General features: G+C 70.4%; 10 protein-coding genes and 1 pseudogene. 8 read left to right on the top strand and 3 right to left on the bottom strand.

The window, feature by feature from the left end:
* Positions 1-48 precede the first annotated feature (48 nt).
* From ACIBGM_RS00235 to ACIBGM_RS00270, 8 genes are all read left to right on the top strand, one after another.
* Positions 49-462 (top strand): hypothetical protein, encoded by a 414-nt coding sequence (locus ACIBGM_RS00235; protein ID WP_360528686.1) that lies wholly within the window; start codon positions 49-51, stop codon positions 460-462.
* A 73-nt stretch (positions 463-535) separates the two neighbouring features.
* A complete protein-coding gene (locus ACIBGM_RS00240) occupies positions 536-973 on the top strand; it encodes a hypothetical protein (RefSeq protein WP_396383968.1) in 438 nt (145 codons plus the stop codon).
* A complete protein-coding gene (locus ACIBGM_RS00245) occupies positions 970-2280 on the top strand; it encodes a hypothetical protein (RefSeq protein WP_396383969.1) in 1311 nt (436 codons plus the stop codon). The genes ACIBGM_RS00240 and ACIBGM_RS00245 overlap by 4 nt, the downstream gene beginning before the upstream one ends.
* A gap of 19 nt (positions 2281-2299) precedes the next feature.
* The gene (locus ACIBGM_RS00250) at positions 2300-2959 is read left to right on the top strand and encodes a DsbA family protein (RefSeq protein ID WP_396383970.1); all 660 of its coding nucleotides are present in this window, start codon (positions 2300-2302) and stop codon (positions 2957-2959) included.
* The gene (locus ACIBGM_RS00255; protein WP_396383971.1) at positions 2943-3524 is read left to right on the top strand and encodes a vitamin K epoxide reductase family protein; all 582 of its coding nucleotides are present in this window, start codon (positions 2943-2945) and stop codon (positions 3522-3524) included. The genes ACIBGM_RS00250 and ACIBGM_RS00255 overlap by 17 nt, the downstream gene beginning before the upstream one ends.
* A gap of 28 nt (positions 3525-3552) precedes the next feature.
* Positions 3553-4656 carry a DNA glycosylase AlkZ-like family protein gene (locus ACIBGM_RS00260; RefSeq protein ID WP_396383972.1) on the top strand — a complete coding sequence of 368 codons (1104 nt, stop codon included), beginning with the start codon at positions 3553-3555 and terminating at the stop codon, positions 4654-4656.
* A gap of 35 nt (positions 4657-4691) precedes the next feature.
* Positions 4692-5558 (top strand): hypothetical protein, encoded by an 867-nt coding sequence (locus tag ACIBGM_RS00265; protein WP_360528668.1) that lies wholly within the window; start codon positions 4692-4694, stop codon positions 5556-5558.
* 151 nt (positions 5559-5709) lie between these two features.
* Positions 5710-7176, top strand: coding sequence for a ricin-type beta-trefoil lectin domain protein (locus ACIBGM_RS00270; protein WP_360528665.1), 1467 nt, complete (start codon positions 5710-5712; stop codon positions 7174-7176).
* A 173-nt stretch (positions 7177-7349) separates the two neighbouring features.
* Here ACIBGM_RS00270 and ACIBGM_RS00275 read toward each other — a convergent pair whose 3' ends face one another.
* The 3 genes and pseudogenes from ACIBGM_RS00275 to ACIBGM_RS00285 form a co-directional block, all read right to left on the bottom strand.
* Positions 7350-8981: a PQQ-binding-like beta-propeller repeat protein gene (locus ACIBGM_RS00275; protein WP_396383973.1), complete on the bottom strand. Its 1632-nt coding sequence runs from the start codon at positions 8979-8981 to the stop codon at positions 7350-7352.
* A gap of 87 nt (positions 8982-9068) precedes the next feature.
* Complete coding sequence (locus tag ACIBGM_RS00280) at positions 9069-12233, bottom strand: BTAD domain-containing putative transcriptional regulator (RefSeq protein WP_396383974.1); 3165 nt, start codon at positions 12231-12233, stop codon at positions 9069-9071.
* A gap of 145 nt (positions 12234-12378) precedes the next feature.
* Positions 12379-13164: pseudogene (locus ACIBGM_RS00285) on the bottom strand (DMT family transporter); the annotation flags it as partial.
* Positions 13165-13220: the final 56 nt, after the last annotated feature.

Here is a 13220-nt window from a genome sequence, read left to right on the forward strand (position 1 = left end):
CTCCCCTCGCCCCTCACCAGGATGCCTCAGCCGCTACCCTGTCCGGTGATGAAGATGGCGCGACAGTTGCTGCGCTCCCTGGTGTTGCTGGGAGCGCTGCTTGGCGTGTTCGCGCTGCACGGGCTGAGCGACCTGTCGCCGGAACGGCCCGCCGAGGTCTCGACGACCTCGGTGGCGCTCGTCCTGCCGCTGGATCCGCACGGCGTGATGGAGCGGCTCGAGCAGGTCGCCATGACCGCCCCGGACACGCTGGCCGTCGACCCGGTGAACCACAAGCACGCGCTGGCGTGTCTCACCCTCGCTACCGGCTCCTTCCTGCTCCTGCTGGCCGTCGGCCTGTTCCTGCGCCGCGTGCGGTTCGCCGAGGCGCCCCGCCTCGCCACCGTGACGCCGGCCCCACCACGCCCAGGCGTGGCTTCTGCAGCCCCTGATCTGACCAGGCTCTGCATCCTGCGAACGTGACGTCCGCCTGACGCCGTCCTCACGTGCGTGAGCTCTTCACGCATGCCCTCTTTCTCCCCGAAAGGACGCCGCCGTGCGGCTCTCAATTCGCGGCATCGCTGCCGCCTGCCTGCTCGCTCTTGCCCTGACCAGCTGCGGGAACGCCGAGACACCGGCCGCCTCGCCGACCTCAACGCCCACACCGACCCCCACTGCAACCCCCATTGCCAAACCAGCCGCCGTACCGACGAAGGTCCCAACACCCACGGCGGACGTCACCGTCGACGTGTCGATCGCCGGTGGCAAGGTCTCGACCGGTTCCGCGGTGGTGAAGGCGAAGCCCGGCCAGACGGTCCGGATCAACGCGGTCAGTGACGTCGCCGACTCCCTGCACGTGCACGGCTACGACAAGACCCTGGACCTGAAGCCGGGCAAGTCCGGATCGGTCGAGTTCGCCACCTTCACCAAGGGAATCTTCGAGGTGGAGACGCACGAAACCGGCAAACTCCTCTTCAAGCTGCAGGTCTCGTGATCGCGCTCCACGGGATCGGCGGTCGTCAGGACCTGCCGATCCCGCTGGGGTTCGCCGTGGCCGGGGCCGGGGTCGCGATCACGTTGTCGTTCGTGATCCTGGCCGTCGCCTGGCGCACGCCGCGCTACCGCGGCGCCAGGTCCGGTACGGCGTTGCCGTCGGCGCTGGCGAACGCCTTGGACTCGCCGTGGTTGCGGTGGGCGGTCCGGCTGTTCGGTCTGGCGGCGTTCCTCTACGCGGGGCTGGCGTTGCTGGCCGGCGCGGACCGGCTGACGAACCCGATCTTCGGGGTCGTCTACATCCTGGTGTGGGTCGGCCTGGTCCCGGTGTCACTGCTGCTGGGACCGGTGTGGCGGACCCTGAACCCGCTGCGCACCCTGCACCTGCTGGTCTGCCGCCTGCTACGACACAACCCGCGCCAGGGCCTGCTGGAGTTGTCACCCCGCGTCGGGCTGTGGCCCGCCGCGGTCGGGATCTTCGCCTTCGCCTGGCTGGAACTGGTCGCGCCGGACCGGGCGACCCTGCTCGTCCTGCAGACCTGGCTCGCGCTGTACGTCGTCTACGTCCTGTTCGGCGCGGTGCTGTTCGGAGACCGGTGGTTCGCCTCCGCGGATCCGTTCGAGGGCTACGCGACGTTGATGGCCAAGCTCTCGCCGTGGGGCCGCCGCACCGACGGAGCGATCGTCGTACGGCGTCCGCTCGAGAACCTGGACAGCCTGACACCCCGGCCCGGCCTGGTCGGCCTGGTCGCGACCCTGCTCGGGTCGACGGCGTACGACGGCTTCTCCCGCAGCACCCTGTGGATCGCCTGGGCACAGAACTCGGGCTACTCGCAGACCCTGCTCGGCACGCTCGCCCTGGCGGGCTTCGTGGTGTTCGTGCTGGTGACGTACTCGGCGGCGACCGTGCTGGCCGGGCGGATGTCGTCGCGGGCGGCGCTGCCGGGGATGTTCGCGCACTCGGTGGTGCCGATCGTGCTCGGGTACGTCGTCGCGCACTACTTCACGCTGCTGGTGCTCGAAGGTCAGCGCACGCTGATCCTGCTCAGCGACCCGCTCAGCAACGGCTGGAACGTGTTCGGCACCGGCCTGCTCGGCGTGAACGCGGCACTGACGAACTACCCGGCGGCGATCGCGACCATCCAGGTCGGCGCCGTGGTCGCCGGTCACCTGCTGGGAGTCGTCTCCGCCCACGACCGGGCGGTCGCGCTGTTCGCCCGCGGCAGGGCGCTCGCGGGCCAGATCCCGCTGCTCGTCGTCATGGTCGCCTACACGGTCGGCGGCCTGCTCCTGCTGTTCTCCGCTTGATTTCCCGAAGAGGTCCGCTATGAGTCTGAACACCCGAATCTCGGTCGCCGTCGCGGCCGCCTTCGTCCTCGTGGTCGGTGTCCTGCTGGTGGCGAACGCCGCCGGCTCCGACGACGCGGGCACCCAAGCTCCGGCCACGGCCGCTGTCGACGAACGCCTGGTCCGGCCGGACAGCCACAAGCTGAACGTTGCCGCCGACAACAAAGTGACGTTCGTCGAGTTCCTCGACTTCGAGTGCGAGTCCTGCCGGGCGGCGTACCCGGCGGTCGAGCAGCTGCGCAAGGACTACGCCGGCCGGGTCACGTTCGTGGTCCGGTACTTCCCGATCCCGTCGCACTTCAACGCCGAGCGGGCCGCCCGCGCGGTCGAGGCGGCGGCGCAGCAGGGCAAGTTCGAGCAGATGTACCAGAAGCTGTACGACACCCAGGCCGAGTGGGGTGAGCAGCGGGTCCCGGCCGATGACCGGTTCCGCGGGTTCGCCAAGGACCTCGGTCTCGACCTGGCGGCGTACGACAAGGCCTACGCCGCCCCGGCCACGCTGGAGCGGATCAAGAAGGACGTCGCCGACGGCGAGGCGCTCGGGGTGCAGGGCACGCCGACGTTCTTCCTGAACGGGAAGAGGCTCGAGCCGAGGTCGTACGACGACCTGGTCAAGAGCATCGATGCCGAGCTCGGCTAGCAGTGGGCTGAGGGAACGGCACGAGCCGTTCCCTCGGTTGCTGCCCTGGTTGCTGCTGGTCGGCGGCCTGATCGGGCTGGCCGCTTCGGCGGTGCTCACGGTCGAGAAGATCGCGATCCTGCGCGACCCGGCGTACGTGCCGTCCTGCAGCATCAACCCGGTGCTGTCCTGCGGCTCGGTGATGACCAAGCCGCAGGCCGAGGCCTTCGGGTTCCCCAACCCGCTGATCGGCATCGCCGGGTTCGCCGTGATCGCGACGGTCGGCGCTGCACTGCTGGCCGGGGCGTCGTTCCGTCGGTGGTTCTGGCTGGGGTTGCAGGCAGGGGTGACGTTCGGAGTCGGCTTCGTGCACTGGCTGATCTTCCAGAGCCTGTACCGGATCGGGGCGCTGTGCCCGTACTGCATGGTCGTGTGGGCGGTGACGATCCTTATCTTCTGGTACGTCACGCTGCACAACCTGCGCCGGCGGTTCGCCTTCCATGGCGTCGTACTGACGGTGTGGGCGGTGCTGGTGCTGAGCCTGATCGCCGAGCAGTTCTGGTCGTACTGGCGAACACTGCTCTGATGTCGGTGGGGTTCGTTAGCCTCGGAGCGTGACTGTGTATGAGCTTTCACGGCAGGATGCGCGGCGGATCGCCGTACAGGCCCAGTTGCTCACGAGTGAGCGGCCGAAGGACCTGTACGACGTGGTCCGCGGGCTGACAGCCGTGCAGTACGACCAGACCGCGGCGGTCGCGCCGAATGCCGATCTGGTCGCGTGGAGCCGGCTCGGGTCGTCGTACTCGCCGAGTGAGTTGGTCGAGGCGTTGGAGACGCAGGCTCTGGTGGAGTTGCGAGGGTTCGTGCGGCCGAGCGAGAGCCTGGCGCTGTTCCGGGCCGAGATGGAGGAGTGGCCGGGGAGCGGGCCGCTCCTCGACTGGCAGGAGTACCGCCGGGACTGGGTGAAGGCCAACGAAGGGTGCCGGCTCGACATCCTCGAGCGGCTCCGGCAGGACGGGCCGCTGATCATGCGGGAGCTGCCGGACACCTGCGTGAAGCCGTGGAAGTCGTCCGGCTGGACCAACAACCGCAACGTGTCGCAGCTGCTCGAGTTCATGTTGCAGCGCGGCGAGGTGGCGGTCGCCGGCCGCGACGGGCGGGACCGCCTGTGGGACCTGGCGTCGCGGGTCTATCCGGACGAGCCCGCCGTACCGGTCGCGGAGGCGAGGCGGATCCGGGACGAGCAGCGCTTGCGGTCGCTCGGCATCGCGCGCGCCAAGGGCCCGGCCTGCCCGGGCGAGCCGCTGGACGTCGGGCCGGCGGGGGAGGAGGCCGTCGTCGAAGGCGTCCGCGGCAAGTGGCGGGTCGACCCGACCCTGCTCGGCCGGCCGTTCGCGGGCCGTACGGCGCTGGTCTCGCCGCTGGACCGGCTGGTCTACGAGCGCAAGCGGCTCGCCGAGCTGTTCGAGTTCGACTACCAGCTGGAGATGTACAAGCCGGCCGCGCAGCGCCGCTGGGGCTACTTCGCGCTGCCGATCCTGCACGGCGACCGCCTGGTCGGGAAGGTCGACGCCACCTCCGACCGGAAGGCCGGTGTGCTCCGCGTCGACGCGATCCACGAGGACGAGCCGTTCGGCAAGACCGTCGCCGCCGCCGTCCAGCGCGAGCTGAAGGACCTGGCGAAGTGGCTGCAACTGGAGCTCATCCTGGCCAAGTAGCGGTCTAATAGAAGTGGGTGGGGGAGGCTGGTCAGATGGCGCCGGGATCGGATGAGCGGCGGCAGGCTATGCGGCCGATGGCGGTGATCACCGCGGCCGTGGTGGTCACGCTGCTCTCCGCGCTGCTCGCCGGGCTCGCCGTCCTGTACTTCGGCGGCGATCCCAGTTCGACCGGGCAGGGCGCCGTACCGCTGCCGGGTGCGTCCGTCCGGCCGTCGCCGACGGACACCACCACCACGTCCACCCCGTCGCTCGCGGCGCCGTCGCCGACCAAGCAGGTGCCGCCGGGGACGCCGCCGTTCCGGTATCAGCCGCTGTGGCCGTTCGCGTCGGTGGCCGAGGCCGGAGAGTGGCAGCAGGACTATCGCGAAGGCGGCCGGCAGCCGTGGCACCTGGACGCGGACCAGACCGCGCTGTCGTTCACCACCGGGTTCCTCGGGTTCACCGAGATCGACCAGGTGGTCGACCGCTCGATCGAGGGTGACGAGGCCTGGATCTCGGTCGGCTACGACTCCGGCGAGGGCCAGGGGAGCGTCGCGGCAGTGCTCCACCTCGCCCGGATCGGCCAGGGCGAGGACGCGCCCTGGGAGGTCGTCGGCTCCCGGGACAGCACGCTCACCCTGGAGCGGCCGCGGTACGCCGCCCGGGTGAGCTCACCGATCACCGTCCGCGGCCGGATCACCGGGGTCGACGAGTCGATCCGGGTCGAGGTCCGCCAGACCGGCTCCGACGGGCCGCTCGGCTCGTCCTGCTGCGTCCCGGGCGGCGGCCAGAGACAGCCCTGGTCGACCCGGGTGAGCTTCCGCGGCGCAGCCGGGGGAGCGGTCACGGTCGTGGCCTCGACCGGCGGCCACGTGCAGGACGTCGAGCGGTTCGCGGTCACCGGCGTTCGGGTGGGGTAGGACGTCCTCGGTCTGGTGTGACGCCAGTCACATCTCATGTTGACGCAAACATCGGGCATTGACGGCTGCCCGTGTTTACGTAAACATCACCGCGATACGCAAACGCGGCGTCCGGGGCCGCCGCCCGCTCGTGAGGATCGGAGAGAGTCGCGTGAGATCAACTGCTGGGCGTATAGCCGCTGCGGCGCTGGCCGCGTCGGCGGTGGTCGCCGCCGTGACGGTGCAGGCCGGGGCGTCGACGACCACGGACGCCGGGACCACGTCCACCACTGCTGCCGCCACGACCGCCGAGTACACCGGTCCCAAGGGGACCAGTGAGTTCCGGGGCGTGAACTGGGCGGATCCCCGGGACAACTACGCCGACGACGAGGTGGTCCCGTCCGGCCTGAGCACGGCGGACTCGTACGCGACGACGTACCAGAAGGCGACCGGGATCGTCGGCGAGTTCCGCAAGGAGCTCAAGGCCAACACGATCCGGCTGCCGATCAACCCGTCGAGTGTCGGGACGGCCTGGTGGACGTCCTACCGGGGTGCGATCGACGCGTCGGTCGCGAACGGCTTCAAGGTCATCCTCAGCTACTGGGAGGCCGACAACGCCAAGGACGGCCGGGTGGACGACCCGGTGCAGTACGCCGCCATGTGGGACACCGTGGTCAAGGCGTACGGCAAGAACGCGCGGGTGTACTTCGAGCCGATGAACGAGCCGTTCGGCTACTCGCTGAACGAGTGGGTGTCGGTCACCACCGGCTGGATCGCCCGGCACCCGAGCGTGCCGCGCGGCCGGATCGTCATCTCCGGCACCGGCTACAACGACAACGTCACCGGCGTCGGCGCGGAGCCGAAGCTGGACGGGACCCTGCTGTCGCTGCACTTCTACGGGTTCTGGGCCTCCGACGAGAACGAGGCGGCCTGGCTGGCGAACCTGCGGCCGCGGATCGGCGACTACGGCTGGCGGACGATCATCGACGAGGCCGGCTCCCCGATGACGATCGGGCTGAACTACGGCAACCACGAGGGGAACGTCTACACGTCGTACCTCGGGGCGCTCACCCAGGTCGCGCGTGAGCAGAACCTGGGCATCGTCTACTGGCCCGGCCTGCGCAACGGCGACTCGTACTCGATGACGACCCAGGTCGGGCCGAACGACCTGCAGGTGAACAGCCAGAGCGGCCTCGCGCAGCTGTGGTGGGGCTGGGGGCTGCTGAAGGACGAGCCGAGCAACGACCTGCCGCCGGCGCCTCCGGGTGAGCCGATCCGCGGCGTGGCCAGCAACCGGTGCGTCGACGTCCCCGGCTTCTCGACCACACCTGGTACGGCGCTGGACCTGTGGGACTGCAACAACGGCGGCAACCAGTCGTGGAACTACACGGCCGACAAGCAGCTCACCGTCTACGCCGACAAGTGCATGACCGCGGGCGCGGCCGGCGCCCTGGTCACCATCGAGAACTGCACCGGCGCGGCCAACCAGGCCTGGAACGTCAACACCGACGGAACCATCACGAGCGTCGCCAGCCCTGACCTCTGCCTCGACGCAGCCGGCGCCGGGACCGGCAACGGCACCCCGGTCGACGTCTGGTACTGCAACGGCGCCGACAACCAGAAATGGACACGCTCCTAAGCACCCGCCGCAGGCGCCTCCCGGTCACCCCGGGAGGCCCCTGCGACGACGCCCGCTTCGGCCTCTGGCTGTTCGCCTGCGCCCGCAGGGAGCGGCCGGCAGGCCTGGGTCCGCACAGCCCTGCGGAACGACGCGGTGCCGAAGACCCGGAAGTTCCCGCCGGACGCTGAGGGTTACTTGTAGACCACGGTCGCCTCGGTGCCGGCGTCTCTGGCGTTGATCTGGACCTTGAGGAAGGCCAGGTGGTTGTTGCGCCAGGCAACGACGCCTTGGTCGGGATGCTCGGCCAGGACGCTCGGTGTCGTGGACTTGCCGGGCTTGGGCATGGTCGCTGTGGCGGTCAGCGCGCCGGTGGTGGGGTCGACGCGGACCAGGGCGCCCAGGTCCTTCTCCTTGGGGAGCAGGTAGACGAGTGGGCTGCCGTCGCCGTCGATGCCGACCGGGGCGGTGATGTCGTGGTCCTCGCCCCACTCCGATACCCACAACTGCTTGCCGGACTTGACGTCGTACGCCGAGATGCCCTGGCGGAAGTCGGACGAGGTGCCCAGCCGGTACCGGAGGTAGAGGACGCCGTTCGAGACTGCCTGGCGTGAGCAGTCGTGCAGGCCGGTGCTGCCGGCGATGTCGCACGGATCCCAGGGCGCCGGCTTGCGCGAGAAGGAGGTGAGCTCGACGACGACGGTGTGCTTGCCGGTCTTGGGGTCGACCCGCCACAGCTGGTTCTGGTTCGAGGTGTACGCGCGGACGATCAGTGGATCGGCGGACAGCACACCGCCGAGCATCCACTGCCGCTTCCCCTGCACCGGCAGGTTCCAGGTCCAGAGGACGGCGCCGGCCGGGTCGAAGGCCCGCAGGTGAAGTTTCTCGTGACCGCCGTGCCGCGAGCAGTTCCGGTACGCGAGCCCGGTCTCGCCGATGGTCTCGAAGTGCGTGCTGAAGCACTCGCCCTTCTTCGGCGGGCGCCCGATCGCGGAACCGTCGGAGAGCTTGAAGATGTGACTGCCCCTGGCAGTCGGGACGTAGACCCGGTCGCCGAGGACTGCCGGGCGGTGGTCGTACCGCGGGAAGTACTGCGCGTCCGGAGCCCGGGTGCCCTCGGGCGCGCCGATCGGCTGCAGGTTCTTCGACCACACCACCTTGCCGTTGGCGATGTCGACGAGAGTGACCCGCCGGCATCCATCCTTCCTCGTCCCTTGCAGTACGGCGATGTAGCCCTTGCCGGCCGCCTGCCGCGATGACCGGCAGAAGTGGTTGTCCGGCATCGGCAGGGTGAACGCCGTCTTGCCGCTCTCGAGGGAGTAGCCGACGATGTGCCCTGGGACCGCGCGGACCAGGTGCCTGTCCGTCCACCAGGGTCCCGCGAGCAGGTCGCTGCCTTCCTTCGGCAGGTACGACGCCGGGAAGCGCTCCTTGACCACGGCCGCGAGCTTCCGGTCGGCGGACACCTTCGAGCCGAAGGGACCCAGCTGGAAGTAGTACATGCCGCCGGCAACTGCGGCGATGAGCAGCACCGGCAGAGCCAGTGCGATCAGGATCAGGCCGGCCTTCGACTTCGGCTTCCGGTGGCCGGGCCCGCCCGGTGCCACCCCTCCGGGCCCGAGCGGCGGCCACGGCTGCTGCTGCCCCGGCATCGGTTGCCCCGGGAAGGGCTGCCCTGGCATCGGCTGGCCGGGGAAGGGCTGCCCGGGGAAGGGCTGCCCGGGGTAGGGGTGCTGCGGCGGCACCGGTGGCGGTCCGTACTGCGCGGGGGGACCGCCGTACGGGCCGGCTGGTTGGCCGGGAGGAGGCGGCTGAACGGAGGACACCAGGGGAAGCTAACCGCCGCCGGGAGCCCTCTCCACTCACCTGAAAGCGCCCGGAAAGCAACCAGAAAGCCCCGTCTCAGAAGCTGATCACATGCCCAGCATCCGCCGTACCCTGACCGCCTCGGGAGAGCCGTAGGTCTCGAACATGGTCAACGCCTCCCGCAGCCGCTCGCGATCCGACTTGGCCTCGCCGAGCAGCCGAAGGGCCCGCGCCCGCCCGAGAAAGTGACCGGTCCGCTCATGGATGGTCAAGGCTTCCTCCGCACGCCCGACGGCGTCCTGCTGCCGCCCCAGCGCCGACTCGACCCGTCCGAGCGTCAGGACCGCTCCAGCAAGCAGGCCTGGCGCCCACTGCCAACGGCGAGCGATGTCGACCGCCTCGACGGCATGGGCCTGCGCTTCTGCCAGGTTGCCCGCCGCCAGCTCGGTCTCGGCCAGCCCGCGGGCGGCCTGGGTGCGCCGTTCCAGCACGCCACCGAGGTCGCCGAGGTCGAGTGCGTGCTCGAACTCCACGCGGGCGTTGTCGACGTCGCCCTGGCCGAGATGGCTGAGGCCAAGGTGGTAGTGACACAGACTGCGGGTCGACGGCTCACCGAGATCGTGCGCGGAGCGGGCGGCCGCCGAAGCTTGCTCGTAGGCCTCGCGGTGGCGTCCGGTGTCGCGGTACCAGGTGGCCCGGTAGATGCGCAGCTTGTGCAGGTTGAACCGGTCGCCGGAGCTGGTGACGGCAGCGTCGGCGCGCGCGATCAGGTCGTCGAGACCTTCGAGCTGACCGAGCATGGCGCGGGTCCGGATCAGTTCGGGCAGCGCGAGCGCGGTCAGCCGGTCCCCGTCGTGGTCCGCCATGCTGAGGATCAGCTCCCACTGCCGCGCGGCCCGGCTGAGCTCGCCGCGCATGATGGCGATCAGACCGAGGTTGCCCAACGGCTGTGCCCGGGCCACCTTGTCGCTGCCCGGGATCTCGAGCGCGCGGGCGAGGTACTGCTCCGCGACGTCGAGATCACCCCTGAACTGGTACACGATCGCGGCGGAGTTCAGGCAGTAGGTGAGCAGGGCAGGGTGACCCACCTGCTCCGCGTGCTCGAGGGCCTCGACCAGGAGTTCGGTGTCGATGGGGAGATCGAACCGGTGCCGCACCATGCTGCGCTCCGCGAGCATGCTCGCGAGCGCGTGCCGATCACCCGCCGCGCGGGCGGCCGCGATCCCGCTGTCTGCCATCGCGTGGATGTCCCGGATGTATCCCTGCTCGGCCATCCGGGTCATCAGGCCCACCGAGAGGTGCCACGTCCAGTGCGCGTGCTCCGGCTGTCCGGCGGCGGCCTTGACCGCGGCGGCGATGTTGAGGAACTCGGCCCGCATCCAGTGGATGGCGGACCGGGCGTCGTCGAAGGTGATCTCGGGGATCCCTTCGGGCGGCGGGGGCGCCGGCGGATGCCGCCGAATCGAGGCCATCGTCGCGGTGGCCGCCATCTTGCCCTGGTAGTACCAGGCGAAGAGGCGGGCCAGGACGTCGTCGCGCACGTCGACGGAGTCCTCGGACTCGGCTCGGCGGCGGGTGTCGTCGCGGAGGAGGTCGTGGAAGCGGTAGCGGCCGGGGGCGTGTTCTTCGAGGAGGTGGGCTGCGGTGAGTTTGCGTACGGCGGCCCGCGCCTCGGCCGGCGTGGTCCGGCTCAGGGCGGCGACCGCGTCGACGGTGAAGTCGAGGCCGGGGACGAGGCCGAGGCGGCGGAACAGTTGCCGGGTCGCGGGGTCGAGGCGCTGGTAGGACAGGTCGAACGCGGCGGCGACCGCGGAGTGTTCGTCGTCGGGCAACGCGAGCACCGACGAGCCGAGTTCCCTGAGCTCGGCGACATAGTCGGCGAGCGTGCGGTGCGGTTCGTCGGCCAGTTGCGCTGCGGCGATGCGGAGAGCCAACGGGAGGCCGGCGCAGGCCTCGATGAGGGCGGCTGCCTGGTCGGGTTCGGCGGCGAGGCGGTCCGCGCCGACCAAGCGTGTCAGCAATGCGTGGGCGGCGTCGGAGGGGAGTTCTCCGACGCCGAGGCGGTGGGCGCCCTCGCGGGCGATCAGGCCGGGCAGCTTGTTCCGGCTGGTGATGACGGTCAGGCAGCCTGAGGTTGCCGGTAGCAACGGGCGGACCTGTTCGGCGGATGCTGCGTTGTCGAGCAGGACGAGCAGCTTGCGGCCGTTCAGCAGCGAGCGGTACTCGGCGGTCGCGTCCGCGACGGACTCCCAGGCCCGGCCCGAGTCGACGCCGAGGCCGCGCAGCAGCTGTCCGAGCGCGGTCAGTGGGTCGACTGCCGGACCAGGGGAGTGCCCGCACAGGTCGATGTAGAGCTGGCCGTCGCCGAACCGATCGGCGACCTGGTGGGCGTACTGCAACGCCAGGCCGGTCTTGCCGATCCCGGCCATCCCGGTGAGCAGCACCACGCCCTCGACCGCGTCGAGCTCCGCCAGCTCGTCCTCCCGGCCGAAGAACGCGCCGGGCGACGGTGGTAGCTGACTCGGACGGACCGCGGCAGCCGGGACCGCCGGTGCCTGGGCCGTCGGTGGCGTCTCGAGATGGAGCCTCGGGTCCTCGGTCCGGATGGCCTCGCTCAGCTCACGCAGCTCCCGGCTCGGCTCGGCCCGCAGCTCCTTCGCGAGTCGCTGGCGTGCCGCCCGGTAGGCGACCTCCGCACGCGTCCGCCGCCCGGACCGGTACAGCGCCAGCATCTGCTGACCGATGAACCGCTCCCGCAACGGATACTCCGCCACCAGCTCGGTCAGCTCCGGCACGATCTCCCGCGCCCGGCCACGAGCCAGCTCAGCCTCGAACAACTCCTCGTACGCGACCAGCCGGGCCTCGGCCAGCCGCTTCGCCTCCGGCCCGACCACCTCGGTCTCGTCGATGTCGGCGTACGGCGCATCCCGCCACAACGCCAGCGCCTCCCGGAACAGCGCGACGGCCTGCTCGAGGTCGCCGGCCTCCGCCGTACGGCGTGCGTCGTCGTGCAGGCGGCCGAACACCTCGGCGTCGAGCTCGTCCGGCTCGACGGTGAGCAGGTAGCCACCGGGGACGCTGAGCAGCCGGTCAGGACTGTCCAGGATCTGGCGCAGCCGGTACACGTGGACCTGCATGCTGTTCCCCGGCCGCTGCGGGATCGCCGATCCCCAGAGCGCCTCGGCCAGCACGTCCGTCGGAACGGGCCGGCCGGCGCGCACGAGCAGGACTGCCAGCAGTCGCCGGCGCAGCTCCGAGATCGGCCCAAGCACCTGTCCGTTGTGGACCACTCGCACTGGCCCGAGTACCTCGAAGCGCATCCCCACCTCCCCAGGAGCCCCCATCATCGGGCATCAGAGGTCCACCCTGTGTACGGTGTGTCCGCTCAATGGACTGCCCCCAGGTGGTCCCGGCCAGCATCAGTACGGCGCCGATCGCGGCCGGCACGGTGAGCCGCTCGCCGGCCAGGAGGATGCCGATGGCAACGGCCCAGACGGGTTCGGTGCCGAGCAGCAGGCTGGCCCGGCTGGCCGAAGTGCGTTGCACGGCCCAGGTCTGGGCGAGGAACGCGAAGACGCTGCAGAACAGCGCGAGGTAGACCAGTTGCAGCCAGGTGCCGACGCCGGCGCCGGTCGGCAGGTGTCCGATGGCCGGTCCGGCGAAAAGTGCCGTACCGACGACTGTCTGGACGGCCGTGACCTGCACGGGCCGGAGGTCGGTGGCGAGGCGGCCGACCAGCGCGACGTGGGCGGCGCGGACGACAGCGGCGGCGAGCATGAGTAGGTCGCCGAGGCCGGGGGAGTGCAGGCCGTTGCCGGACATCAGCAGGCCGACCGCGACGATGCAGACTCCGGCGGCGAGGAAGAACCGCGGTGGCAGCCGGCGCCGGTCCATCAGCGGGGTGAGGACGAGCGTCAGGCTGATGATCAGACCGGCGTTGGCCGCGCTCGTGTGTGTGACGCCGTACGTCTCGAGCACCAGGACGGCCGCCTGGCTCAGGCCGAGCAGGCCGCCGACCTTGAGTTCGCGGCGGCTGACGCCTCGAACGAACAGCAGCAGCGCGACCGCGGAGATGCCGTACCGCAGGAACAGCACGGTCAGGACCGGCACCGACCCGGTCGCGGTCTTGGCGGCGAGATAGCTCGACCCCCACACGATCGCGACCAGCAACAGGACGGCGTCGGTACGGCGGGAGGCGAGCACGGATCCACGGTGCGGCCTGACGACATTGAAGCCAAGTACCAACTTCTTAACCAACC

This window comes from Kribbella sp. NPDC050470, from assembly GCF_044458365.1.
In the GTDB taxonomy this organism is placed as follows: domain Bacteria; phylum Actinomycetota; class Actinomycetes; order Propionibacteriales; family Kribbellaceae; genus Kribbella.